This is a genomic window from Listeria sp. SHR_NRA_18, assembly GCF_003856515.1.
Taxonomy (GTDB): Bacteria; Bacillota; Bacilli; order Lactobacillales; family Listeriaceae; genus Listeria_A; species Listeria_A newyorkensis.
Genome location: NZ_QPKR01000001.1, coordinates 348055 through 373226, shown reverse-complemented (window position 1 = coordinate 373226; position 25172 = coordinate 348055). Strand labels below are relative to the sequence as shown.

Below are 25172 nucleotides of genomic sequence, written 5' to 3'. Positions count from 1 at the left end.
AATAGCGAATTTAGCGGTGAGAAATACAAGATTGTAAGAAAGTGCTTCCTGTTTAAGGTGTGCTTTTTTTCATTTTTATAGTAAAATCCGCGGAACTGGTTTATAATGAGACCAATGGAAACATTTAAGGTAGCGCGAAAAGGCGTGCACCAAACGATATTGATGGAGAAATCCTAGAAAGTGAGTTGTTTTGTTTGGATTTATTGAAAATTACGGATCCTACGTTCGTGAAAGACTTGGACGTGACGCAAATGGAAGCGCTCAGTGCGGATATTCGCGAGTTCCTAATTCAATCGACTTCCAAAACGGGCGGGCATATTGGACCAAATCTTGGTGTTGTTGAGCTAACGGTAGCACTTCACCATTGTTTTGATAGCCCTGAAGATAAGTTTTTATGGGATGTCGGGCACCAATCCTACGTACACAAGATTTTAACTGGTAGAGCAAATAGATTTGATACATTACGGCAGCATGATGGTTTGGACGGATTTCCTAAGCGCAAAGAGTCGGAGCACGATGTTTGGGAGACTGGTCATAGTTCTACTTCGTTGTCCGCAGCAGCAGGAATGGCGATTGCAAGGGACATCCGCGGGCAGAAATACCACGTTTTGCCGATTATTGGCGACGGGGCTCTCACGGGCGGCATGGCGCTTGAAGCACTGAATCATATTGGTGATATGAAGAAAAACGTGATTGTGGTTTTAAATGATAACAACATGTCGATTGCGCCGAACGTTGGAGCAATGCATAACGTTTTAGGTAAGCTGCGTACATCGGGCAAATTTAAACGCGCGAAAAAAGATATTGAGGCGGCGATGAAAAAAATTCCGACGGCTGGTGATAAGATTGCTGGTGCCGCGGAACGTATTAAAGATAGCATTAAATATCTGCTTGTTCAGGGTACTTTTTTTGAAGAGATGGGGTACACGTATCTCGGTCCTGTGAATGGGCATGATTACAATGATTTGATTACGAATATGGAGTTTGCTAAAAAGGTAAAAGGCCCGGTTCTGATGCATGTTGTGACGACGAAAGGAAAAGGCTATCAACCCGCTGAATCCGATCGTATTGGCAATTGGCACGGTACTGGCCCTTACAAAATCGAGACTGGTGATTTTATCAAACCTGTTGGTGGGCCTCCTGCTTGGAGTGCTATCATTAGTGATGCGGTATTGGAATTGGCGCAAAAGGATGAACGCGTCGTTGCGATTACGCCTGCTATGCCGGTTGGTTCAAAACTCGAAAAATTCGCTACGGCTTTTCCTGATCGGTTCTTCGATGTCGGGATTGCGGAACAACATGCGACAACGATGGCTGCTGGACTCGCGGCGCTTGATATGAAGCCGTTTTTAGCGATTTATTCGACATTTTTACAGCGGGCGTATGACCAAGTGGTACATGATATTTGTCGGCAAGAGTTGAACGTGATGATTGGGATTGACCGCGCCGGACTTGTTGGTGCAGACGGCGAGACGCATCAGGGCATTTTTGATATTGGCTTTTTGCGTGGGATTCCAAATATGACGATTATGATGCCAAAAGATGAAAATGAAGCGCGGCATCTCGTGAAAACGGCGTATGATTATAATGCTGGGCCGATTGCGATTCGTTATCCACGTGGAAATGGAATCGGCGTTAAGATTGATGACGAGATGAGAGCAGTACCAATTGGTTCATGGGAAGCGCTCAGTGAGCCTGCTGACGTTGCTATTTTGACATTTGGGACGACGATTCCGATGGCTGTTGAGGCGGCGATGGAATTGAAACGTCAAGGTATTCAGGCTGGTGTCATTAACGCACGCTTCATTAAGCCGCTAGACAAGGCGATGTTGCATGATTTGATGAAACGAGGCGTTCCGATTATAACCGTCGAAGAATCCCTTTTAAAAGGTGGATTTGGTACGGCGGTGCTCGAGTTTGCGGAAGAACATGGTTACGATCAAGCAGTTGTCAGACGAATCGGGCTTCCTGATACATTTATTAGCCACGGTTCGGTCGATATGATCCTAGCAGAACACGGTATTTCAGCGCTTGGCATTTTAAGTACGATTCAAAAAATATTACCAGAAAAACAGATAAGGGCGTAGAGATGGCGATAAAAAAAGAACGTGTAGACGTATTATTAGTGGAACAAGGTTTATTTGAAACACGCGAAAAAGCGAAGCGGTCCGTGATGGCAGGCTTAGTTTATTTAAAAGAAGAACGCGTCGATAAACCCGGTGAGAAATTCCCGGTAGATGTTGTTTTTCAGGTGAAGGGGAAAGTGATGCCTTATGTCAGTCGCGGCGGTTTAAAGCTTGAAAAGGCGCTTCAAGTCTTTGAATTGGATGTGAAAGATAAGCTGTTACTAGACATCGGCTCCTCGACTGGTGGTTTTACCGACTGTGCCCTTCAAAATGACGCCAAGCATTCGTATGCGCTTGATGTTGGCTATAACCAGTTGGCTTGGAAACTCCGCAATGATCCGCGCGTTACTGTTATGGAACGTACGAATTTCCGCTACGTAACACCGGCAGATTTTGAACAAGGCATGGCCGATTTTGCGACGATTGACGTTTCCTTCATCTCGTTAAAATTAATTTTACCTGTTCTAAAAACGGTTTTAGTTAGCGACGGGGAAGTCATGTGTTTAATAAAGCCACAATTTGAGGCTGGCAAAGAGCAAGTCGGCAAAAAAGGCATTATCCGTGACGCGAAAATCCATCTGGAAGTCATCGAGAAAATCACGACTTTTGCGATGGCGGAAGGTTATTCTGTGCTTGCTGTAGACTTTTCTCCAATTACGGGTGGCGAAGGAAACATCGAATTTATCGCCCACCTCAAATGGGATAATAAAGGCGAAAGTCATTTATCTGCGACAGAACTTGCGGAAATTGTGACGAAAGCCCATGCGAAATTAGAATAATTATACATGTCGAGTTGTCTTCTATAGATAGCTCGACTTTTTATATTTCAAGCCACTTTAGCGCATTTTCAGCCCTTATTTTAGCTTTTTCACATGCATACGACGGTTTAGAAACTTTTTTTAAGTTAAATCCGTGACTTTACGCTCGTTTTGGGCTAAGATGTAAGAGAGAAAAAGTTCGTGAGGTGAGAAATAATGAATAAAGGTCATCGTCATATTATTATTAGAGAACTCGTAACGTCAAACGAAATCGAAACGCAAGAAGATCTTGTTGAGTTATTGCTAAAAAGAGATGTCAAAGTCACCCAAGCCACGATTTCCCGCGATATCAAAGAACTACATCTAGTGAAAGTTCCGACACAAACTGGTAATTATAAGTATAGTCTGCCCGCCGATAACCGTTTTAACCCACACCAAAAGCTGAAACGATCTCTTGTAGACGCCTTTATCAGTGTGGAAACCGTGCAATTTATGCTTATTCTAAAAGTCATGCCGGGTAATGCGAATGCAATCGGAGCCTTGATTGACAATTTGAATTGGGAAGAGAAAGTTGGCTCGTTGTGCGGAGATGATACGTGTTTGATTATTTGCAGAAGTGAAGCCGACGCAAAAGTATTAGCAGAGCGCTTCATTGAGATGCTCTAAATTTGAGGTGAATAGATTTGTTACAAGAACTAACGATTAGAAATTTTGCTATCATCGAATCTTTAAATTTATCTTTTCAAGAAGGTATGACTGTTCTAACAGGGGAGACCGGCGCTGGAAAATCGATTATTATTGATGCGCTTGGTCTTCTTGTTGGTGGCAGGGGTTCTGTTGATTTTATTAGACATGGCGAAGAAAAGCTGGAAATTCAAGGCTTGTTTACGATTAATCCGCAAAATAAGGGATGCGTAGAAGCGCTAGAAAGTAACGGTATCGATGCGAGTGACGGTATGGTTGTCCTGGAACGGACCCTTTTTCAGAGTGGAAAAAATACGTGCCGAATTAACGGGAAACTAGCGACTACGGTTGTTTTACGCGAAATCGGGTCGCGGCTGATCGATATTCATAGCCAACATGAGCATCAGGAATTGATGAATGATGAATTTCATTTGCAACTGCTAGACCGTTTTACTTGGAAGGATATCGAGCCGACTTTGGCCAGTTATCAGACGGAATATGTGGCATACACAGAAATGAAGATGAAATGGCGCAACTGGACAAAAAATGAACAAGAACTCGCGCAACGCTTAGATATGCTTCGTTTTCAACAAGATGAAATTACGAGTGCGAACCTGCGACTAGGGGAAGAAGAAGGCTTAGTCGAGCAAAAACACGTGCTTGCCAATTTCGAGAAAATCAACGAAAGCTTGCAAAATGCCTATACGGCGCTTCAAGGGGAAGAACGCGGTCTCGAATTCATTTCAGAGGCGATGCGTCATGTGGCGTCAGCAAGCGATATTTTACCGGAATACAAGGCGCTCAGTGAATCCGTGGCATCGAGTTTTTATTTATTAGAAGACAGTGCGATGCAAATTCGGCAAGAACTCGATAAGCTGGAATTTCAACCCGACGAACTGGATACCATTGAGACGCGACTTAACGAATTGAGTCAATTGAAACGAAAATATGGCAAAACGGTAGAAGCAATTATTCAATATAACGAGGAAATCGATCAGGAAATTCTAGAACTATCGGATCGCGAAACCCATCTTGGTCAACTCGAGCAAGACTTGGAAAAAGCGAAAGAACGTTTAAGCGAACTGGCTACTGAATTAACCGCGATTCGTCAAAAAGCAGCGACACAACTCGGAAAACAGATCAAAAACGAGCTGAACCAACTGTATATGGAAAAAGCGATTTTCCAAGTCAACTTTGCCACTCACACCAATGAATTTACAGAAAACGGTGTTGACAAAGTCGCATTTTATATGAGTACAAACCCAGGTGAACCGCTAAAAGCCCTTTCTAAAGTCGCATCTGGTGGGGAACTTTCACGTATGATGTTGGCTCTTAAAACCATTTTTTCGCGGCATCAAGGTATTACGTCGATTATTTTCGATGAGGTCGATACAGGCGTTAGTGGACGCGTGGCGCAAGCGATTGCCGAGAAGATTTACGCCGTAGCCATCGGGTCACAAGTGCTCTGTATTTCGCATCTACCTCAAGTAGCAGCAATGGCAGATCACCATTTCTACATTTCTAAAGCAACGACAGAAAACCGGACGATGACTTCTGTGACGCCACTTTCTGGCGATGAAAAAATTGAGGAAATCAGTCGTATGATTGCGGGAATTGAAGTGACAGATGTGACGAAACAACACGCCAATGAAATGCTCACACAAGCGATGAAAATCAAATCGCAAAAACAGCCGTAATCTAAAAATGAATTAAATAGCTTGCATCTCAAAAGAAATTTGCTTACAATGATGAGGTAGTATTTTTTATCACCTGGTCATAAAAACAACTACTAATTTGAGATGTAGGTTTTTTTCTGTGAAAATCGCAAATTAGGAGGCTTTTTATGACAAAAAAATCAATATTTAATCCTGTAAAACCGGATGCGAACGTGACCATTGCTATTGCTGGGGCGGATGATCCTGTTATTTTAGAAGTAGTAGAACAAGCGCTAAACCTTGGTATTGCGAACTTTTTATTATTTGGGTGTGCGGAATCTATACCGCTGCAATCGCCAAATGTACGGGTCATCGCAACCCATTCAGAGCAAGAGGCGGCTGAAAAAGCGGCCGAAGCTGTCGTCAACAAAGAAGCAGACGTCCTGATGAAAGGAAATCTCCCCACTGGGCTTATCTTAAAAACGGTGCTGAAGCGTGAATATGGATTGCGCGATAAAGATTTACTATCTCACGTTTCTGTTTTTGAAATTCCCGCCTACGATAAGCCATTAATTGTCTCTGATGTGGCGATGAACATTGCGCCAAATGAGGAAGAACAGATTCAAATTACCCTTAATGCGATTGAAGTAGCTCGCAAACTCGGCATTGAAAAACCAAAAGTGGCGATTTTGAGTGCTGTAGAAAAAGAGAATCCTAAAATGCATTCTTCGGTTCAAGCGGCTCAAGTTGCGGCATATTTCAAAGCATTTCCTGATCGTGATGCATCTGTAGAAGGACCGCTTGCGTTTGATAATGCGATTTCCAAAACGGCCGCGCTGCATAAAAATATTGTAAGCGATGTTGCTGGTGATGCCGATATTTTGATTGTTCCTTCGATTGAAGCTGGAAATATCCTGTATAAATCCTTGGTTTACTTTGCAGGAGCTAGAGTTGGCGGGATTATTGCCGGTGTGAAAGTCCCTGTGATCATTGCCTCTAGAAGCGATTCTGTTGATAACAAACTTGCGTCATTAATACTAACTGTTGGAATGATCGGAAAATGATACAAAACTTTGAATAAAACGATTTCAAGTGTTGGGGTGCAAAGCTTTTTAAGTTTGTGATGGGCGCATGTTACAATAGGTCGGAGAAGGATAAATCAATTCACATGGGGGTAAAAATACATGGCATTTCTGGTTTTAGCAATTAATCCAGGATCAACTTCGACAAAGGTTGCTTTATTTCAAGGCGATACTGTTATTTTGGCGGAAGAAATAGCGCATCCAAGAGAGACGATTGCTGCGTTTGAAAATGTGATGGCGCAATTCAAATTTCGTTATCAACTCGTGAAAGACGCGATGGCAACGACGGACCTCACGCAACTGGCTGCTGTTGTCGGACGTGGCGGTTTACTGCGACCAATCGCTGGTGGCACCTATGATGTAAACGAGGCTATGCAGCGGGACTTAGAAATTGGAGTTTCCGGTCAACATGCTTCCAATTTAGGCGGACTTTTGGCTCGAAAAATCGCGGACGATTACGGTATCCCGGCTTACATTGTAGATCCTGTTGTTGTTGACGAGTTAGAACCTGTCGCGCGGATTTCTGGAAATGCACATATGGAGCGGCAAAGTATTTTTCATGCGTTAAATCAGAAAGCAGTAGCTCGAAATGTAGCGATTAAGCTGGATAAAGCCTATGCCGAATCCAATTTTATCGTTGCGCATCTTGGTGGTGGCATCTCTGTTGGCGCTCATAAATTGGGACGCGTAATCGATGTCAATAATGCGTTAGATGGCGATGGACCAATGAGTCCAGAGCGTTCTGGTTCCCTTCCAATGAACCGTTTTCTTGATTGGGCTTTTTCAGGCGAAATGACAAAGACAGCTTTACATAACGAAATTGTCGGTCGTGGCGGTCTCGTTTCCTACAAAGGGACGAATGATTTACGCGATATCGAGCGACAAATACAGGATGGCGATAAAGAAGCGCTTGGCCTTTTTGAAGCGATGGCTTATCAAGTGGCAAAAGAAATCGGCGCCAATGCAGCGGTTTTAAAAGGAGAAATGGACGCGATTATTTTGACGGGCGGTTTAGCGAGAAGTGCTGCATTTGTGAAAGAAATTAGCCAATATATTCACTGGATAGCGCCGATTATGACCGAGCCGGGTGAAGATGAGATGGCCGCGCTTAACGAAGGAGCACAGCGAATTTTAGAAGGAATAGAAGAAGCGAAAGTTTACCTAGGGGAGGAATAGAAATGGCAAAAGAGTATGATGTAGTAGTATTAGGCGGTGGAACGGGTGGCTATGTTGCTGCGATTCGTGCCTCGCAAAAAGGATTGACTGTAGCGGTTGTCGAAAAAGACAGACTCGGTGGCACATGTTTACATCGCGGTTGTATCCCAAGTAAAGCGCTACTACGTTCGGCGGAAGTGCTACAAACCGTTAGAAAAGCCGCTGAATTTGGCATTGAAACTCCTGAACCAACATTTAGTTTTATCAAAGCACAGGAACGCAAACAAGGCATCGTCGACCAATTGGAAAGCGGGATTCAGCAGCTTTTCAAAAAAGGGAAGATTGATTTGTACGAAGGTAAGGGAACGATTCTTGGTCCATCGATTTTCTCACCAACTGCCGGCACGATTTCGGTTGAATTTGCAGATGGAAGCGAAAACGAAATGCTCATTCCGAAAAATCTAATTATCGCAACTGGTTCTAAGCCGCGCGCGCTGAAAGGTTTGCCGTTCGATGAAGAATTCGTCCTATCCTCTGATGGCGCTTTGCAAATGGAAACTCTGCCAGAATCTATCATCATCGTTGGTGGCGGCGTGATTGGCATGGAATGGGCGTCGATGCTACACGATTTCGGCGTAGAAGTGACAGTCATCGAATACAGCGATCGCATTTTACCAACAGAGGACAAAGATATCTCCAAAGAATTACACCGACTATACAAAAAGAAGAAAATAAATATCGTGACTAGCGCGGAAGTTCAAGCAGATACGTACAAAAAAACAGCAGATGGCGTTGAAATAAAAGCAGTTGTCAAAGGGCAAGAACAAACGTTTACAGCTTCAAAAATATTCGTTTCAGTAGGTAGAAGCGCGCTTGTCGAAAATATCGGCTTAGAAAACACAGATATTATTGTCGATAAAGGTGTGATTCAAGTCGCGAGCAATTTCCAAACGAAGGAAAGTCATATTTATGCGGTTGGTGATTGCATCGGTGGCATGCAACTAGCGCATGTCGCGATGGAAGAGGGCATTATTGCTGCTGAAGATATTAGTGGAAACCCGCAACCCGCGATTAATTACAACCATGTACCGCGTTGTACGTATACCTCACCAGAAATCGCTAGCGTCGGCATTACCGAAGAACAGGCGAAAGAACAAGGTTTTGAAGTGAAAACTGGGAAGTTCTTCTTCCGTGGCATCGGTAAAGCGCTTGTCTACGGCGAATCAGACGGTTTTATCAAAGTCGTAGCTGACAAGAAAACAAATGATTTGCTCGGTGTCTTTATGATTGGACCTCACGTGACAGACATGATTTCAGAAGCCGCTCTAGCACACGTGTTAGATGCGACACCATTTGAAATTGGTAGCACGATTCATCCACATCCAACACTTGCAGAAGCATTTGGCGAAGCCGCTCTAGCAGTTGACGGCCTTGCTATTCATGGATAACAAATAAGGAGGAAATTTGGCAATGGGATTAAGAGAAACAGGTTTATCAGATGAAACCTTATTGGAAATGTACCAAAAACTACTATTAACACGACGTATCGACGAGCGTTTATGGCTACTCAATCGCTCAGGAAAAATACCGTTCACGATATCAGGACAAGGACAAGAAATCGCACAAATCGGCGCTGCTTTTGCGTTTGATTTAGAAAAAGATTACTGCTTGCCGTACTACCGCGACTTAGCTGTCGTTCTATCATTCGGCATGACCGCGCGCGACATTATGCTCAGTGCGTTTGCAAAAGCAGAAGATCCGAACTCTGGCGGACGTCAAATGCCAGCCCATTTCGGTCAAAAGTCAAATCGTATTGTCACGCAAAGTTCACCGGTAACGACCCAATTCCCGCACGCAGCTGGAATCGGACTTGCCGCTAAAATGAAGAAAGATCCAATCGTTGCTTACACATCAACTGGCGAAGGATCATCCAATCAAGGCGATTTCCACGAAGGTATCAATTTTGCTAGTGTGCATAAATTACCTGTTGTCTTCGTCATCCATAACAATCAATACGCGATTTCTGTGCCAGTTGAAAAACAATACGCGGCTGAAAAACTATCCGATCGTGCATTAGGTTATGGCATCCCAGGCGTTCGCGTCGACGGTAATAACATGACAGAAGTTTACTTAGCATTCAAAGAGGCCACAGACCGTGCTCGTCGTGGAGAAGGCCCAACATTGATTGAAACCATGACATACCGCTTCACACCACATTCCTCAGACGATGACGATAGAAGTTACCGTACGTTGGAAGAGGTAAATAAAGCGAAAGAACGCGATCCACTTGCTATTTATACGAAAGAATTGGAAGAACTCGGCTTGCTGGATGACGCCAAAAAAGAAGCCTTCGAAAAAGAAGTGATGACGCAGGTCAATGAGGCGACAGACTATGCAGAAAATGCAAGTTATGCCGCCCCAGAATCCGCGCTATTACACGTTTACGAAGAACAATAAGCGATTTATTTACGTTAGGGCGATTGTTTCGACCCTTTCGAATTAGGAGGAATAAAAATGCCTGTCATTTCATATATTGATGCCATAACGGCTGCGCTTCGTGAAGAGATGGAGCGCGATGAGAATGTATTTATTTTAGGAGAAGATGTCGGGAAAAAGGGCGGCGTTTTTAAAGCGACGGCTGGACTTTTTGACCAATTTGGTGAAGACCGCGTGCTAGATACGCCGCTCGCCGAGTCTGCGATTGCTGGCGTTGGGATTGGTGCTGCGATGTACGGCATGCGTCCCGTTGCTGAAATGCAATTTGCTGATTTTATCATGCCTGCCGTGAACCAGATTATCTCGGAAGCATCACGAATTCGTTACCGTTCCAACAATGATTGGAGCTGTCCGATTGTTTTTCGCGCGCCTTATGGTGGTGGCGTACATGGAGCGCTTTACCATTCTCAATCGATCGAGAAAGTTTTCTCCGGGCAACCAGGTTTGAAAATCGTGATGCCATCGAGTCCATACGATGCGAAGGGTCTTTTAAAAGCCGCGATTCGCGATAACGATCCTGTTCTATTTTTAGAGCACAAACGCGCGTATCGTCTTATTAAAGGCGAAGTGCCGGATACGGATTATACCGTGCCAATCGGCAAAGCAAATGTGGTTCGCGAAGGCGATGATTTAACGGTTATCACATACGGTTTAGCCGTTCATTTTGCCCAACAAGCCGCTGAAAAATTAGCGAGCGACGGTATTGAAACGGAAATTTTAGATTTAAGAACGATTTATCCATTAGATAAAGAAGCAATTATCGAGGCTGCCAAGAAAACGGGGAAAGTTCTCCTTGTTACGGAGGACAATAAAGAAGGAAGCATTATCGGCGAAGTTGCTGCCACCATCGCGGAGCACTGCTTGTTCGATCTTGACGCGCCAATCAAGCGCCTAGCTGGACCAGATACACCGGCGATGCCTTTTGCACCAACGATGGAGAAATATTTCATGATTAACCCCGACAAAGTAGAAAAAGCGATGCGTGATTTAGCGGAATTTTAAAGGAGTGAAAAAAGAATGGCACTTGAAAAAATTACAATGCCGCAACTTGGTGAAAGCGTAACAGAAGGTACGATTAGTCAGTGGCTAGTCGCACCTGGTGACCACGTAAATAAATACGATGCCTTAGCGGAAGTATTGACCGATAAAGTAACCGCCGAAATCCCGTCTTCCTTCACTGGAACCATCAAAGAACTGATTGCAGCAGAAGACGAGACGCTTGATGTAGGCGCCGTTATTTGTATGATAGAAACAGAAGGCGGCTCCGAGTCTAAAGAAGCGCCGGCAGAAGAGGTGGCCAAAAAATCAGAACCAGCACCTGCGAACGCACCAAACAAAGCACTTGCTAAACAAAATCCTGCAACCGGTCGATTCTCACCAGCAGTCTTAACGCTGGCAGCAGAACACGGCATCGATTTGGGCAATGTCAGTGGAACGGGCCGTGATGGTCGGATTACACGCAAAGATGTTCTTGCTTATGTTGAAAACGGCGCTCCGGTAGCTCCGAAACCACAAGCAGCACCGAAAACGGCACCACAACAGCATCCAAGCGCACCAATGCCAACAAGCCAAGTCGGTGATCGAGAAATCCCGGTGGACGGTATTCGAAAAGCGATTGCCAAACACATGGTATCCAGCAAACATGAAATTCCACACGCTTGGATGATGGTAGAAGCAGACGCAACAGGCCTCGTGCGCCACCGTGATGCCCTAAAAAACAAATTTAAAGCCGAAGAAGGGTATTCTCTCACTTATTTCGCGTTTTTCGTTAAAGCCGTTGCACAAGCGCTGAAAGAGTATCCTATTTTAAATAGCACATGGGCTGGTGATAAAATCATCGAACGCGCGGATATCAACATTTCCATCGCCGTAGCGACCGACAATCACCTTTTCGTACCAGTCATCAAGCATGCAGACGAGAAATCGATTAAAGGCATCGCTCGCGAAATCACGGAATTAGCAGCCAAAGCACGCGCTGGAAAACTAACACAAGACGATATGTCAGGCGGCACATTCACAGTTAACAGCACAGGCTCATTCGGTTCCGTACAATCGATGGGTATTATTAATCACCCACAAGCAGCGATTCTGCAAGTCGAATCCATTGTGAAGCGCCCAGTTGTCATTGACGACATGATTGCCATTCGAAACATGGTAAATCTCTGCCTATCCATCGACCACCGCATCTTAGACGGTCTTGTAGCAGGCAGATTCCTAAGCAAAGTGAAAGAAAATATCGAAACAATCACCAAAGAAAACACACCGATCTACTGAAAATAAATAGGAGAAAATAGGGGTAAACCAATTTGAAATACCCAATGTTTAACAAAAAAATCAGCGGGTATAAAAATAATACATCTAGATCCATACCCCTAAACTCCCTAGATGTCTTGAGTGGTACGTTTAAATACGCTATCGCTCTTTTTTGTTGGGGTTGTTATGAACGAAGTGAATTACAACCCCAATATAAGTGAGAGCAAAGCGAACAGTTAATCCTTCCTGGCTGTTATGAACAAAGTGAGTTATCACCACAATATAAGCGAGCGGTTAAACCTTCTCGACAGTTATGACAAATTGCTCTACAGCCCCAATATAAGCGAAGGCCAGAAAGCGAACAATCAATCCATCAAACGAATATCTGCGCATACAACAAAAAAACCACATAATCATGTGGTCTCTAAAAATCGCATATTCAATCACCAATTATAGGAACATCAATACCCCTGTTAAAACAGAAGAGGCTACAATCGCAACAAGCATCAAAATAACGATAACTTTAGCAACTTTTTTGTTAGACATAAAATGAGACGGCTCCTTCCAAATAAAATCTCGATATCTCTATCATACTTACTTTTTGTGAGAATTTCAAGTGAAATTAGTAGGAATTAGTTAATATTTTTCAAGAAGCCAGACGGAGGTGAATAAAATGACACAAAATAATGTACAAGACCTTTTTCTAGAGTTGGTAGCGATTCCGTCCCATTCCGGTCAAGAACAGGAAATTATGACCTACATCCAAACCTTCTTTAAGGAGCTCGGCATGCCCGTGAAACTTAGCAAACAGCAATCAGGCCTTGTTGCAACATTTCCAGCAACGAATAAAGCCATGGAACAAGTCCCAGTCATCGCATTTTCTGCGCACTTAGATACCACCACATCGTCTGTTCTACCAGAAGTCATTATCACAAACGGATATGTCGAAACAGCAAACCGTGCTATCCTAGGCGCTGATGATAAGACGGGAGTCGCCGCCATGCTTGCCGTCGCAGAAACACTTGCTCAAAGTGACGAGCCGCACGGACAAGTCGAATTTATTTTTACAACGAAGGAAGAAGAAGGCCTGACTGGCGCGAAACTATTCGATCTCGATCTCGTTGACGCCGCATATGGCTATTGTCTAGACGCTCCAGGCGCAGTCGGTGGAATGATTCGGACCAGCAAAACACATCTGCAACTAGATTTTTGGATCGAAGTCGGTGTTCCTCACGAAAAATCAGCCATCCAAATTGCTCGTGATGCGATGAAGAAAATTCGCCAAAACTTCACGCTAGATACTGGGATTACGTGGCAAGTGTATCATTTCGGTGGGGAGGTTTTAGAAAACGGGAACGAAAAAGTGACGATTCTGTCGGAGTTCTCTGCGGATTTCCCACTTGAAAATTGTTTGCCGTTTGTCGAGCAAATTAAGCAAATATTCATTGAAACAGGCGTTACATATAAGGCCGATGTGCAAGATGTGACGCATATGAGCTACCACCATTTCAGCCTTCCAGAAACGAGCCATGTCTGCGAGATAGCATCTGATGCCATGCAAAAACTCCGAATTCCTAAAAAATCGCTTCAGCTCGAAGGAGGCACGGATGCAAATGTGTTCAACGATCGTGGTATACCGTTTCTAGTTCTGGCGGCAGGCTTTGAAAATCCGCATACGACAAGCGAACGAATCGCGGTTGCAGAACTTGAAAAACTCACCAAACTCGTTCTGGAAATTATAAAAACGACGGCAAACTGACAATAAATTCGCTAAATTCGGGTTTGTTTCGTTGCCGTAGCGCCAAAGTTTTGATATAGTTATTAGTGTTGAGAAAATGGCAGCATTCATTATAACGAATGACTCGAATGAGAAGGGACGAATGTGAAAAATGGCAAAACAAGAAATTGGCGTTATCGGAATGGGCGTAATGGGTCGCAACTTGGCCTTAAATATCGAAAGTCGTGGTTACAGTGTCTCGATTTTTAACCGCTCTAGCGAAAAAACGAAAGCAGTCGCAGAAGAACATAGCGACAAAAAATTGGTTCCTACGTATAACTTAGAGGAGTTTGTGAACTCCATCGAAGTGCCTCGTCGTATTCTATTAATGGTACAAGCAGGCGCGGCAACGGATATGATGATTGATGCAGTCAAACCTTTCCTAAGCCAAGGCGATATTTTGATTGATGGTGGGAATACGTTCTTTAAAGATACGATTCGCCGCAACAAAACGCTAAGCGAAGAAGGTTTTAATTTTATCGGAACTGGTGTTTCTGGTGGGGAAGAAGGCGCGTTAAAAGGACCTTCTATTATGCCTGGTGGTCAACGCAAAGCCTATGATTTAGTCGCTCCAATTTTGCAAGAGATTGCGGCTGTAGCGGACGGCGAACCTTGTGTGACTTACATCGGCCCTGATGGCGCTGGACACTATGTGAAAATGGTGCATAACGGCATTGAGTACGGCGACATGCAACTTATCGCAGAAGCTTACACGATTCTAAAACAAATCGGTGGCTTAACGAATGACGAGCTTGCTGACGTGTTCACAGAATGGAATGACGGCGAACTCGATAGTTACTTAATCCAAATCACGAAAAACATCGTGAAGACAAAAGACCCTGAGACAGGTAAGCCGATTGTTGATGTTATTCTTGATAAAGCAGGGCAAAAAGGAACGGGTAAATGGACAAGTCAAAGCGCTCTAGACCTTGGTGTACCGCTTTCTCTTATCACAGAATCCGTATTCGCACGTTACATTTCTGCGTTAAAAGAAGAGCGCGTACATGCAAGTACCGTTTTAAGCGGTCCAAGCAACTACTCATTCAACGGAGACAAAAAAGCCTTCGTAGAATCTGTACGCCGCGCACTATATTTCAGTAAAATCGCGTCCTACGCACAAGGCTTTGCACAAATGAAAGCCGCGTCAGACGAATACGAATGGGATCTACAATACGGCGAAATCGCGAAAATTTTCCGCGCAGGTTGTATTATCCGCGCTCGTTTCCTACAAAAAATCACAGACGCGTACAATAACGATAAGAATTTAAATAACTTGTTGTTAGATCCATATTTCAAGGATATTGCGCATAACTACCAAGACGCATTGCGTGAAGTAGTAGCTGAATCTGTGAAAGCAGGAATTCCAGTACCAACATTCACGGCAGCAATTAGTTATTACGATAGCTACCGCTCAGAAGTACTATCCGCCAACCTAATCCAAGCCCAACGCGACTACTTCGGCGCACACACATACGAACGCGTAGATAAAGCAGGGACGTTCCATACAGAATGGCCGGAGATTGATGAATAGAAGTGCTGAAACGGCCCGTTAGTCCCGAAAAAATTTGTTAGGGGCCGCAGTAAAAGTCCTCTTCTGACTTTTGCGGAGGCCACGAAAATTTCGAGGGTCTGGCCGTTGAAGCCGGATCCGGAGGCGCAGGTCATGATGCAGTGCAAGGAGCGAATACTCACTCTGTTCGCACTCGTATTGAGGCTCTAAATCGGCAAGCAATGCCTCATAAGAGCCACAACAAAGCCGGATCCGAAGGCGCCAAACACGACGCCCTCTAAAAAAACGGTGGTTTATCTCAGAACATAGAGATAAACCACCGTTTTTTATTATTTTTCACACCAACATAACAAAGCGATGTGAAAACACGCTATTTTATGAATTTATACATAGAAATTGCCTATACAGACTGTTATTAGTTGTTTTTACCGCGATTTTAGTTACAATGGTAATAGGAAGATATCTGGTTTTTGAAGGTGGGGATAGTTGATGAATAGAATACTTATTGTAGAAGATGAAAAGAATTTAGCTCGCTTCATAGAACTGGAGTTACAACATGAAGGTTACGAGACTGCGGTTGCCAATGATGGTCGAGCTGGCTTAGAGCTTGCAATCACGGAAGAATGGGATGCGATCCTACTTGATTTAATGCTGCCGCAACTGAATGGTGTGGAGGTTTGTAGACGCGTTCGCCAAGTTAAAGAAACACCGATTATCATGATTACCGCGCGTGATTCCGTTATTGACCGCGTTTCTGGCCTGGATCATGGCGCGGATGATTATATTGTAAAACCGTTTGCTATTGAGGAATTGTTGGCGCGGCTTCGTGCTTTATTACGCCGCATTGAAACGAGCGAGAACGAGACAAAGCAAACCACATTGGAATACCGTGACATCGTTGTCGAGAAGGAAAGCCGCATCGTGAAGCGTGGTGAAGATATTATCGATTTGACGAAGCGCGAATACGAATTATTGTTGACCTTGATGGAGAACATAAACATCGTGTTGACGCGTGAAGTACTTTTAAACAAAGTATGGGGCTATGAAACCGAAGTCGAGACGAATGTCGTGGATGTGTACGTGCGATATTTACGTAACAAAATCGATAATAAAAATGATGACGAGAGTTACATCCAAACAGTGCGTGGCACGGGGTATGTGATGCGTACATGACCACACCAAACACATTTTCTTTAAAAAGCCGATCACTGAAATTTAAATGGACATTTGGCGCAAGTGCTGCTATATTTTTAACGTTTTTCTTATTCTCTTTTGCCATTTATCAAGGTATCGGCAGCATGCTTCTAGACGAGAAGGATGACACCGTGAAATCAGCGGCCTATGCGGCATCTGACGCGATTTATACGGCCGACTTAACTGGTGCATCCGAAAACATTACGAGTGAAAAAATCGGCCCCATCGTGAAGGATAATATAGAATTGCGATCACGCTTGGAGGACCAAGTGCTTGTTTTTTACGACAAAGATGGGAATCTGATTGAACAGTACACCGCGGGGCAGAATAATAATAAAGCCTACGCAAAAAATGATTATAGTAGCTACCTGGTGAAACAACCAACTCCAGCGCTGTCTAAGCCGACCGTGCAAGGGCAACAAATGGTCATGTATCAAATTCCAATAATCAATAAAATCGATAACTCCAGTATTATCGGATACATCCAAGTTGTGAATCCAATGACATCCTACAACAGTATGATGGGTAAATTACTCGCAACGATGTTCTTACTTGGCGCTGTAGCCTTGTTTATTAGTGGTATGCTTGGCTATCTACTCGCACAAAATTTCTTAAATCCACTAACAAAAATGGCAAAAACAATGAACGATATTCGCAATAACGGCTTCCAGAAACGCATCGAGCCAACCGTCATCACAAAAGATGAAATTGGTGAGTTGACTATCGTATTCAATGATATGATGGTACAAATCGAACGTAGCTTTGAGCAACAGAAACAGTTTGTGGAAGACGCCTCGCATGAATTACGAACGCCAGTACAAATCATGGAAGGTCATTTAAAACTACTGAATCGCTGGGGTAAAGATGATCCCGAAGTGCTGGACGAATCGCTTAATGCTTCGTTAACCGAGCTGGAACGCATGAAGAAACTCGTGCAGGAAATGCTTGACCTATCGCGAGCAGAGCAAATTTCACAAACAAAAGAACTACAGCTTGTGTGCGTCAATGATGTTGTCGAGCAGGTGAGACGTAATTTTGAAGTCATGTACGAAGATTTCACATTTACTTTGGCCGAAGATGATAAGAACCTTCACGCCATGATTCAGCACAATCACTTAGAACAGATTTTGATTATTATTGCTGATAATGCGGTGAAATATTCTGGTGACGGCAAACAAGTCGATATGCACGTCTATAAAGAGACAGATAAAATTAAAGTCTCTATTAAAGATTACGGCGTCGGCATTTCAGCAGATGAAATTGATAAGATTTTTAATCGTTTCTACCGTGTGGATAAAGCGCGTAGTCGTGAAGTTGGCGGCAACGGTCTAGGACTTGCGATTGCGAAAGAACTGGTCAGTGGCTATCTTGGCTCCATTCATGCCGAGAGTGAGGATAATGTTGGTACAACCATCACCATTGCACTCCCACTAATCGAACAAAATGAGGATAAAGCAGAATAGCAAAAAAAAGACGTTTCCAAAACTCTTAGGAAAGAGTAGCGGAAACGTCTTTTCGTATTATTTTTTGTTTTGCTCGTGTTCTAATTGCTCGATTTCTTTTTCTTCTTTTTCCATCATTTCCACTTCTGGATGTTTTTTCATGTATAGTTTTTTCGTTAGGAGTGTTTGGCCTGCTAGGAAAAGTCCGCCGACCGCCCAGTATAGCGCAAGGGCTGCTGGAGCGGAGAGAGAGACGAAGAGAATCATGACTGGCGAAATGAGCCCCATAATCTTCATTTGTTTTTTCTGCTCCGGTGTGTAGCCGATGAGAGAGATAAAATATTGTAATAAATAGACGGCGCCGGCAATAATGGCCATAATCATATCTGGGCTACCTAAGCTGAACCAGAGAAATTCGTGATGCGCGATATCCGAAGAACCACGAATCGCGTAATAGAACGCCATCAAAATCGGCATTTGAATCAGAAGTGGTAAACAACCCATTTGCAGCGGATTGATATTATATTTGGAATAGACAGCCGCCATTTCTTGCTGAATTTTTTGCTGTTCTTCTTTGGTTGTTGCTCTTTTTAGTCGTGCTTGGATTTCGTCGATTTCTGGTTTGGCAACCGCCATTTTGGACTGCATACCCATCTGCGCTTTAGCAGTACGCAAGTTTAGTGGCATAATCAAGGCACGAATCGCCAATGTCGTCACGATAATTGCAATGCCGTAATTCCCACCAAATAACGAAGCAATCCATTCAATCACGGTCGTAAACGGCCTAATCAGATAAACGTAGAAAAAACCATCCGTATTTTGAGAAGGGTCCATGCTACAACCCGCCAACGCAAAAAATAACGCTGCAATCATGATAAGTAATAATATATTTTTCTTTTTCAATGTCTCATTTCCTCCTAAAAGTTATGTTCATTTTGTATATCGTATTAGGAAAAAGACAAAGAATATTCATCGTCTGTATTTGAAAAACGCGTGATTGCTTGGACGAGCCACACGATAATAAAGCTAGCTCGGTGCGTTTCAGCAGGCTTCCAATGAATCACAGGAAGTGGCGTGATGCACAGATGTTTCGTATGCAATACCATCGTAGGCTTCACCATCGCTAAAACCGGCCAATATCGAAACACAGCCATCGTCATGAAAAAGGTCACATATAACGAGATGTACTCTGGGCCAAGCACCATCTGGATTAAAGTTTCAAACACACGCAGTCACTCCTTCCAATTTGAAATAAGTACAGCCTTAACTATAAGTGAAATCAAGCGGAAAAACAAGCTTTATCAGTATTCAATATCAAAAGTCTTACGTTCTTCGACAGGAGCGTCCTTATAAATATACACTTCCCCAATTCGCGCAGCTGGAGACGGGCCTTTTTTGACCGCCTCTATGAATTTTTCTAAATCATCCTCTTCGGCAATCGCTTGGATTTCAACGGAGCCATCTTGTAAATTTTTGACGATACCGCTGATATTCATCTTGTAAGCCAAATGCTTTGTCGTATAGCGGAAGCCAACGCCTTGAACCATTCCAGTTACGCGCATAATGACGGTTTTTCGAGCCATAAGTCTAATCACCTATCCTTTTTTATTAGTACCCCTAGTGTACCTTTTTTTCTCGCGTTTTTCAAAAAATAACCTAGCCAAAAGCAAGTTACGGTTAGTTTCACATGCCTTGTGCTATAATAGTTTTACATATTATGAAGTGAATGAAAGTAAGGTGTTGGAAGATGGCGAAATTTCAAGTCATTGTGACAAAAGGGGAATACGAGCCTTGGTGGTTTTTCGAAGACTGGCAAAAGGATATCGAATCATCGTTTGTGTATACAGAGAAAAACGATGCGATGCTTCAATACCAGGCGCTAGCTCAAGAACTGATGGCGAATTACCCGAATAAAGCAGTTAAAAAAAATGTTTTACTAGCAACGTGGTCGGAGGATGAGACACAATATTGCGAGGAATGTGACGATGATATTCAGACGTTTCACGGACTCATTTTGTTCGCCGATGAACGCGTATATGAACCAACACCAGACGAACTGGCAACCTATTTTTCTTTGGAAGAGAAACTAAATTTGTCAAAGGACGCCTGAATTTTAGGTGTTTTTTTGATGGAAGGGGGTTACTAAAATGGAGGAGCAACAGCGGTCACGGCGTAAAGATGAGCATATCACGCTTGCTTATGGACAGTATAATGCTGATGCGACCGCGTTTCAGGATATTCGATTCGCGCCGCAAAGCCTGCCTAATTTTCATAAAGAAGACGTGTCACTACAGACTCATTTCGCGGAACAGACATTTGATGTGCCGTTTTACATTAATGCGATGACCGGTGGGAGTGCCCGAACGAAGCAACTCAATCAAAAACTGGCAATTATTGCGCGTGAGACTGGTTTAGCGATGGCGGTCGGTTCGCAATCAGCAGCGCTTCATGACGCCGATCTCATCAGTACATATAGCATTGTCCGAACAGAAAATCCAGATGGTCCCATTTTTGCAAATTTGAGCGCGGATAGTTCGGTGGATAATGCCCGCAAAGCCGTTGATATGCTTGGCGCGAACGCTTTGCAACTACATATCAATGTCGCGCAGGAATTGGTGATGCGAGAGGGCGATCGTGATTTTTCAAACTGGTTACGCGCGATTGAAAAAATCGTTGCCATCCAAGAATTCCCTGTCATCGTGAAAGAAGTCGGCTTTGGAATGAGTCGAGAACTGATGGAGCAACTGCAAAATACCGGCGCAAAGACCATTGATATCGGCGGCAAAGGAGGAACTAATTTCGCAAAAATCGAAACAGATCGCAGGCGAGACGAAGCGTATCAGTTCCTGGAAGATTGGGGCTTTACAACCGCTGAATCACTACTCGATTGTCAAAATAGTTCCGTCGAAATTCTGGCATCTGGCGGCATTAAAACACCACTCGATATTGTGAAATGCCTCGCGCTTGGAGCTAAATCGGTAGGCGTTGCAGGCGCTGTATTACATCAATTGAAAAAAACAGATGTGGAGCAAACCATCCACATGTTGCTGGCATGGAAAAGCGAACTAAAAAGCGTCATGACACTACTAGGAGCCAAATCCGTATCAGAACTAACACGGAAATCATTGCTTATTCAAGGCGAACTGCACGATTTTGCGACGCTAAGACACGTCCATATCGATCACCTTGCTAACCGCACATAAAGAAGGGGCTGGGACAAACTCCCATGTCAGCTTTCGCTGACACCAATCATAATGAAAAAACTCATCGACTTACAACTGTTTTTCTATCATAATAAAGATAGAGGAATAAGTTGCAGGTCGATGAGTTATTGAGGTTCTCCAAAACCTCGCGGGACAAACTGAACTGTCATGTTCATTTGCACCATTCATTATGCTTTCAAGCATGCGTATAAAAATAAAGATTTTCTATGAACATGATAACTTATTTCTTCACTATTTTGCAAGGAGGAATTTAATATGGATATACTTGTTGATAGTTGTGCAGGCATCGATATTCATCAAAAGATAATGGTAGCTTGTGTCTTAACGAGTCCTTCCAAAGGAACACGGCCAAAAAAATTTATAGAAAGCTTCGCTTCTACAACCAATGGTTTACTACAAATGCATGATTGGCTAAAAAGTCACCATTGTACCGTTATTTCCATGGAAAGTACAGGTGTTTATTGGAAACCCGTCTGGCATATTCTACAAGATGATTTCGAGTTGATTCTCGCTAATCCACGTATGATTAAAAATGTCCCCGGCAGAAAAACGGATATGAAAGATGCGGAGTGGATTGCTAAACTCACTCGTGTCGGCTTGGTTCCACCTAGCTTTGTTCCGCCGGAACCTATTCAAGATTTACGTGATCTTACGCGTCACCGAAAACATTTGACAGAGGATCTAACCAAAGAGAAAAACCGAGCGCATAAAGTATTACAACATGCAGGTATCAAACTAACCACTTATATACGTGATATTTATGGCGCATCTGGTAGGAATCTTTTGGACGCTATTGTGAATGGCGAAGTTCTAACTCTAGAAGAGGTAGAAAAGTTAGTGTATACTTCATTAAAGAAAAAAGTACCTGATTTAATAGAAGCTCTCCAAGGGTTTGTGCGAAAGCATCATCGATTTCTGTTACAAATACATCTGGATAAGATTGATTTCATTACAGAACAAATAAAGACTATAGAAAAAGCAATCCATGATGCATTAGTACCTCATGATGAATTAGTAGTTACTTTAGACGAAATCCCTGGAATTAATGTGACTACAGCTTCTGTAATCTTGGCTGAAATCGGGTTGGATATGTCTACGTTTCCTTCTTCCAAACATTTGGCTTCATGGGCAGGTCTAGCACCTGGTAATCATGAAAGTGCAGGGAAGAACTACAATGCACGTATTCGCAAAGGGAATGCGTATTTAAAGAAAGTCTTAACGCAAGCAGCGCTTGCTCTTAGTCGTGGAAAGGATATCGCATCAAAGCCTTTTTCTGGCGCATGGCTAAATATAAAGGGCCTAAGAAAGCGATTATTGCTACCGCGCATTTATTACTTCGCATTATTTATCGATTATTAAAAGATAACTCCCGCTATATAGAATTTGGAGAACATTACTTAAAGCAGAAAGGAGCTTTACCAAAATCTTTACAGGCACAATAATAAGCGATATTTAAAATTTTTTCTGTTTGTTGATACATAAGGGCGTAAGCCTTTTTTTGCATTTTTACGGATAGTTTTCGTATAAAAACTCAATATAAAGTGAAATCGCCTCACCCATTTTTTTGGGGGTAAGACGAAAAGTTTTGCTTGACACTAATCGAGCGCTTGTCGCCGATTTATCTGGGTTATCTCCCAAGCTCATAAAGAAGAGGAGTCGCTACTAATAACGGTAACAACTCCTCTTTTCAATTATTTAGCAGTCATCGGTGTTTCAAGTCCCGCTATACGCGCTTCCAAATCTTCTGGACTAAGCGCATGTTTTTTCACATATAGATTGGCAGGATGCGTCCGACATGTGTGCGAACAACTGCGTAAATATTTCTCCTCGTTCTCTTCAGACGCAAGAATTTGCTTGTTACAATATGGATTCGCACAGTTGATATAACGTTCGCAAGGGGTACCATCAAAGTAATCCTTACCAACAATCGTATGATCCACACGATTAATCGGCACAGCAATACGCTCATCGAATACGTACATCATACCGTCCCAAAGATCGCCTTTTACTGTCTCGTCTTTACCGTATGTCGCGATACCACCGTGTAATTGCGAAACATCCTCGAAACCAGCTGTTTTCAACCAACCAGAGAATTTCTCACAACGGATACCACCCGTACAATAGGTTACTATTTTCTTATCTTCAAACATCTCCCGGTTTTCCTCCACCCATTCTGGCAGGTCGCGGAATGTTTCAATATCTGGACGAATCGCACCACGGAAGTGACCAAGGTCAAATTCATAGTCGTTTCGAGCATCTAAAATCACTGTATTTTCATCTTTCAGGGCTTCACGGAACTCTTCTGGCTCCATATAATTCCCTGTAATTTCTAAAGGATTGACGTCATTCTCGAGGGAAAGGGAAACAATTTCTGGGCGCGGACGTACGTGCATTTTTTGGAATGCGTGTTTGTCTGCCGCGTCAATTTTGAATACCATATCAGCAAAACGTGCGTCTGCATGCATGACTTCGATATATTTCTCCGTTTCCTCTATAGTTCCTGAAACCGTGCCATTAATGCCTTCCTCTGCCACTAAAATCCGTCCTTTAAGACCGATTTCCTTGCACATAGCGAGATGTTCGGCTGCGAATTGTTCAGGATTATCAATCGTTGTGTATTTGTAATATAACAACACTTGATAGCTGCTCATGTTCTAACCACCCTTAATTAATTTTTTATTGGAAAAGTGAATTTCCTTGTTTGCGCATTGTCTATGATACTATATTTATGGCTAATTGTGCAAGGACTAACGGGATAATTCGACATGAAAATAGTTCAAAATATGAAATAATTATTTAACCCACCAGCATTGTATGATATAATTTATAGTAGTAAAAAAGAGAACTTGAGAGTATGGGAGTGGTTCGTATTGCAGTCAGGAGAAACAACATTAGAAGAAACAGTCGTTCAAGATGTGTTCGCAAAAAAGCGGAATAAAACAAAATGGTTCATCTACAAAATATTATTCATCACACTCGGCGCTATTTTAATGGGGGTTGGTCTAGAGCTATTTTTAGTAAATAATCGTATCCTCGACGGTGGGATTGTAGGGATTTCCATCATTATTTCACAATTAACGCCGGCGCCACTGGGAGTTTTAATGTTTATACTAAATATCCCGTTCTTCATTATCGGATATCGTAAAATAGGCAAGAGTTTTGCACTTTTCACACTATATGGAATCGCAGTTATGTCAGCAGTTACACTCGTATTGCATGATTTAGAACCGGTGACAGATGATTTACTGCTCGCAACCGTGTTTGGCGGTGTTACGCTCGGACTTGGCGTTGGTATCGTCATTCGAAACGGCGGTGCGCTCGATGGCACAGAAATTGTCTCGATTATTATTAATGGCAAAACACCATTTTCGACAGGACAAATCATTATGGCCATCAATATTGTGATTTTCCTAGTAGCTGGGCTCGTTTTCAACTGGGATCGCGCAATGTATTCCCTGATTACGTATTTTTTAGCCTATAAAGTTATCGATATTGTCATTAGCGGTTTAGACGAATCGAAAAGTGCTTTTATTATCAGCCATCATTACGAAAAAATTGGTGCAGAAATCATTGACCAGCTTGGCAAAGGCGTAACATACATCGATGCGTCTGGTGGATATTCTGGTGACATAAAAAAAGTAGTTTTCGTTATTATCTCTCGCTTTGAAGAACCTAAGCTGATTTCTATACTGGACGACATTGATCCTAACGCCTTTCTTGCGGTCGGAAACAACATGTCGGAAGTTCGCGGCGGAAAAATGATGAATAAGAAAACGCCGCACTTATAACGAATGTAGATGTTCTCGATCTGGGAGC

Annotated in this window: 23 protein-coding genes and 1 pseudogene; 19 read left to right on the top strand and 5 right to left on the bottom strand. The window is 43.1% G+C overall.

The annotated features are described in order from the left end of the window. Positions 1 to 194 precede the first annotated feature (194 nt). From dxs to DUK53_RS18065, 11 genes and pseudogenes are all read left to right on the top strand, one after another. Positions 195 to 2087 carry a 1-deoxy-D-xylulose-5-phosphate synthase gene (dxs, locus tag DUK53_RS01880; RefSeq protein WP_036131115.1) on the top strand — a complete coding sequence of 631 codons (1893 nt, stop codon included), beginning with the start codon at positions 195 to 197 and terminating at the stop codon, positions 2085 to 2087. A 2-nt stretch (positions 2088 to 2089) separates the two neighbouring features. Further along, positions 2090 to 2905 (top strand): TlyA family RNA methyltransferase, encoded by an 816-nt coding sequence (locus tag DUK53_RS01875; protein WP_036131117.1) that lies wholly within the window; start codon positions 2090 to 2092, stop codon positions 2903 to 2905. A 195-nt stretch (positions 2906 to 3100) separates the two neighbouring features. Beyond that, positions 3101 to 3550, top strand: coding sequence for a transcriptional regulator AhrC/ArgR (ahrC, locus tag DUK53_RS01870; protein ID WP_036093987.1), 450 nt, complete (start codon positions 3101 to 3103; stop codon positions 3548 to 3550). Positions 3551 to 3567: 17 nt separating this feature from the next. Further along, complete coding sequence (gene recN, locus DUK53_RS01865; protein WP_036131120.1) at positions 3568 to 5265, top strand: DNA repair protein RecN; 1698 nt, start codon at positions 3568 to 3570, stop codon at positions 5263 to 5265. A 146-nt stretch (positions 5266 to 5411) separates the two neighbouring features. Then, on the top strand, positions 5412 to 6287 hold the full coding sequence (locus DUK53_RS01860) for a phosphate acyltransferase (RefSeq protein ID WP_036131122.1): 876 nt from the start codon (positions 5412 to 5414) through the stop codon (positions 6285 to 6287). A 120-nt stretch (positions 6288 to 6407) separates the two neighbouring features. Continuing rightward, entirely contained in the window at positions 6408 to 7481 is a 1074-nt protein-coding gene (buk, locus tag DUK53_RS01855) for a butyrate kinase (protein WP_036131125.1), read from the top strand. Positions 7482 to 7483: 2 nt separating this feature from the next. After that, positions 7484 to 8908, top strand: coding sequence for a dihydrolipoyl dehydrogenase (gene lpdA / locus DUK53_RS01850; protein ID WP_036131127.1), 1425 nt, complete (start codon positions 7484 to 7486; stop codon positions 8906 to 8908). A gap of 22 nt (positions 8909 to 8930) precedes the next feature. Continuing rightward, positions 8931 to 9917, top strand: a complete 987-nt coding sequence (locus DUK53_RS01845; protein ID WP_036131128.1) for a thiamine pyrophosphate-dependent dehydrogenase E1 component subunit alpha — start codon at positions 8931 to 8933, stop codon at positions 9915 to 9917. Between the two features lie 57 nt (positions 9918 to 9974). Next, a complete protein-coding gene (locus DUK53_RS01840) occupies positions 9975 to 10958 on the top strand; it encodes an alpha-ketoacid dehydrogenase subunit beta (RefSeq protein WP_036131132.1) in 984 nt (327 codons plus the stop codon). Between the two features lie 15 nt (positions 10959 to 10973). Continuing rightward, a pseudogene (locus DUK53_RS18070) lies at positions 10974 to 11450 on the top strand (biotin/lipoyl-containing protein); the annotation flags it as partial. A gap of 63 nt (positions 11451 to 11513) precedes the next feature. Continuing rightward, on the top strand, positions 11514 to 12230 hold the full coding sequence (locus tag DUK53_RS18065) for a dihydrolipoamide acetyltransferase family protein (protein ID WP_390176037.1): 717 nt from the start codon (positions 11514 to 11516) through the stop codon (positions 12228 to 12230). Between the two features lie 429 nt (positions 12231 to 12659). Here DUK53_RS18065 and prli42 read toward each other — a convergent pair whose 3' ends face one another. Then, entirely contained in the window at positions 12660 to 12755 is a 96-nt protein-coding gene (prli42, locus tag DUK53_RS01830) for a stressosome-associated protein Prli42 (RefSeq protein ID WP_077913806.1), read from the bottom strand. Between the two features lie 127 nt (positions 12756 to 12882). Between prli42 and DUK53_RS01825 the strand changes: the two genes are divergently transcribed. The 4 genes from DUK53_RS01825 to DUK53_RS01810 all read left to right on the top strand — a co-directional run bounded on the left by DUK53_RS01825 (position 12883) and on the right by DUK53_RS01810 (position 18153). Then, complete coding sequence (locus DUK53_RS01825) at positions 12883 to 13968, top strand: M20/M25/M40 family metallo-hydrolase (RefSeq protein WP_036131138.1); 1086 nt, start codon at positions 12883 to 12885, stop codon at positions 13966 to 13968. 130 nt (positions 13969 to 14098) lie between these two features. Further along, positions 14099 to 15517: an NADP-dependent phosphogluconate dehydrogenase gene (gene gndA, locus DUK53_RS01820; protein ID WP_036094000.1), complete on the top strand. Its 1419-nt coding sequence runs from the start codon at positions 14099 to 14101 to the stop codon at positions 15515 to 15517. A gap of 468 nt (positions 15518 to 15985) precedes the next feature. Beyond that, entirely contained in the window at positions 15986 to 16669 is a 684-nt protein-coding gene (locus DUK53_RS01815) for a response regulator transcription factor (RefSeq protein WP_036078578.1), read from the top strand. After that, positions 16666 to 18153, top strand: a complete 1488-nt coding sequence (locus DUK53_RS01810) for a HAMP domain-containing sensor histidine kinase (RefSeq protein WP_036131141.1) — start codon at positions 16666 to 16668, stop codon at positions 18151 to 18153. The genes DUK53_RS01815 and DUK53_RS01810 overlap by 4 nt, the downstream gene beginning before the upstream one ends. 57 nt (positions 18154 to 18210) lie before the next feature. Here DUK53_RS01810 and yidC read toward each other — a convergent pair whose 3' ends face one another. From yidC to DUK53_RS01795, 3 genes are all read right to left on the bottom strand, one after another. Continuing rightward, positions 18211 to 19035, bottom strand: coding sequence for a membrane protein insertase YidC (yidC, locus tag DUK53_RS01805; protein ID WP_036131144.1), 825 nt, complete (start codon positions 19033 to 19035; stop codon positions 18211 to 18213). Between the two features lie 44 nt (positions 19036 to 19079). Next, entirely contained in the window at positions 19080 to 19358 is a 279-nt protein-coding gene (locus tag DUK53_RS01800; protein ID WP_036094008.1) for a hypothetical protein, read from the bottom strand. A gap of 75 nt (positions 19359 to 19433) precedes the next feature. Further along, a complete protein-coding gene (locus tag DUK53_RS01795) occupies positions 19434 to 19715 on the bottom strand; it encodes an acylphosphatase (protein WP_036094009.1) in 282 nt (93 codons plus the stop codon). 164 nt (positions 19716 to 19879) lie between these two features. Here DUK53_RS01795 and DUK53_RS01790 point away from each other — a divergent pair, with 164 nt between their 5' ends. The 3 genes from DUK53_RS01790 to DUK53_RS01780 all read left to right on the top strand — a co-directional run bounded on the left by DUK53_RS01790 (position 19880) and on the right by DUK53_RS01780 (position 22715). Next, positions 19880 to 20242 carry a DUF1033 family protein gene (locus DUK53_RS01790; protein WP_036131148.1) on the top strand — a complete coding sequence of 121 codons (363 nt, stop codon included), beginning with the start codon at positions 19880 to 19882 and terminating at the stop codon, positions 20240 to 20242. A gap of 37 nt (positions 20243 to 20279) precedes the next feature. Further along, complete coding sequence (gene fni, locus DUK53_RS01785; RefSeq protein WP_036131151.1) at positions 20280 to 21335, top strand: type 2 isopentenyl-diphosphate Delta-isomerase; 1056 nt, start codon at positions 20280 to 20282, stop codon at positions 21333 to 21335. 276 nt (positions 21336 to 21611) lie between these two features. Beyond that, positions 21612 to 22715, top strand: a complete 1104-nt coding sequence (locus tag DUK53_RS01780; protein ID WP_201740709.1) for an IS110 family RNA-guided transposase — start codon at positions 21612 to 21614, stop codon at positions 22713 to 22715. A 332-nt stretch (positions 22716 to 23047) separates the two neighbouring features. On the opposite strand, the gene trhO is transcribed toward DUK53_RS01780, so the two are convergent. Next, entirely contained in the window at positions 23048 to 24007 is a 960-nt protein-coding gene (gene trhO / locus DUK53_RS01775; protein ID WP_036131153.1) for an oxygen-dependent tRNA uridine(34) hydroxylase TrhO, read from the bottom strand. Between the two features lie 264 nt (positions 24008 to 24271). Between trhO and DUK53_RS01770 the strand changes: the two genes are divergently transcribed. Further along, a complete protein-coding gene (locus tag DUK53_RS01770) occupies positions 24272 to 25144 on the top strand; it encodes a YitT family protein (RefSeq protein ID WP_373862711.1) in 873 nt (290 codons plus the stop codon). Positions 25145 to 25172 lie beyond the last annotated feature (28 nt).

What these genes read in the sequence shown, in the direction of transcription:
- DUK53_RS18065 (WP_390176037.1), top strand. Translation starts at nt 11,514, where the DNA reads ATGCCAACAAGCCAAGTCGGTGATCGAGAAATCCCGGTGGACGGTATT.
- DUK53_RS01840 (WP_036131132.1), top strand. Translation starts at nt 9,975, where the DNA reads ATGCCTGTCATTTCATATATTGATGCCATAACGGCTGCGCTTCGTGAA.
- DUK53_RS01790 (WP_036131148.1), top strand. Translation starts at nt 19,880, where the DNA reads ATGGCGAAATTTCAAGTCATTGTGACAAAAGGGGAATACGAGCCTTGG.
- DUK53_RS01845 (WP_036131128.1), top strand. Translation starts at nt 8,931, where the DNA reads ATGGGATTAAGAGAAACAGGTTTATCAGATGAAACCTTATTGGAAATG.
- lpdA (WP_036131127.1), top strand. Translation starts at nt 7,484, where the DNA reads ATGGCAAAAGAGTATGATGTAGTAGTATTAGGCGGTGGAACGGGTGGC.
- DUK53_RS01780 (WP_201740709.1), top strand. Translation starts at nt 21,612, where the DNA reads ATGGATATACTTGTTGATAGTTGTGCAGGCATCGATATTCATCAAAAG.
- DUK53_RS01815 (WP_036078578.1), top strand. Translation starts at nt 15,986, where the DNA reads ATGAATAGAATACTTATTGTAGAAGATGAAAAGAATTTAGCTCGCTTC.
- ahrC (WP_036093987.1), top strand. Translation starts at nt 3,101, where the DNA reads ATGAATAAAGGTCATCGTCATATTATTATTAGAGAACTCGTAACGTCA.
- DUK53_RS01795 (WP_036094009.1), bottom strand. Translation starts at nt 19,715, where the DNA reads ATGGCTCGAAAAACCGTCATTATGCGCGTAACTGGAATGGTTCAAGGC.
- DUK53_RS01825 (WP_036131138.1), top strand. Translation starts at nt 12,883, where the DNA reads ATGACACAAAATAATGTACAAGACCTTTTTCTAGAGTTGGTAGCGATT.
- prli42 (WP_077913806.1), bottom strand. Translation starts at nt 12,755, where the DNA reads ATGTCTAACAAAAAAGTTGCTAAAGTTATCGTTATTTTGATGCTTGTT.
- gndA (WP_036094000.1), top strand. Translation starts at nt 14,099, where the DNA reads ATGGCAAAACAAGAAATTGGCGTTATCGGAATGGGCGTAATGGGTCGC.
- DUK53_RS01810 (WP_036131141.1), top strand. Translation starts at nt 16,666, where the DNA reads ATGACCACACCAAACACATTTTCTTTAAAAAGCCGATCACTGAAATTT.
- DUK53_RS01875 (WP_036131117.1), top strand. Translation starts at nt 2,090, where the DNA reads ATGGCGATAAAAAAAGAACGTGTAGACGTATTATTAGTGGAACAAGGT.
- trhO (WP_036131153.1), bottom strand. Translation starts at nt 24,007, where the DNA reads ATGAGCAGCTATCAAGTGTTGTTATATTACAAATACACAACGATTGAT.
- DUK53_RS01860 (WP_036131122.1), top strand. Translation starts at nt 5,412, where the DNA reads ATGACAAAAAAATCAATATTTAATCCTGTAAAACCGGATGCGAACGTG.
- buk (WP_036131125.1), top strand. Translation starts at nt 6,408, where the DNA reads ATGGCATTTCTGGTTTTAGCAATTAATCCAGGATCAACTTCGACAAAG.
- fni (WP_036131151.1), top strand. Translation starts at nt 20,280, where the DNA reads ATGGAGGAGCAACAGCGGTCACGGCGTAAAGATGAGCATATCACGCTT.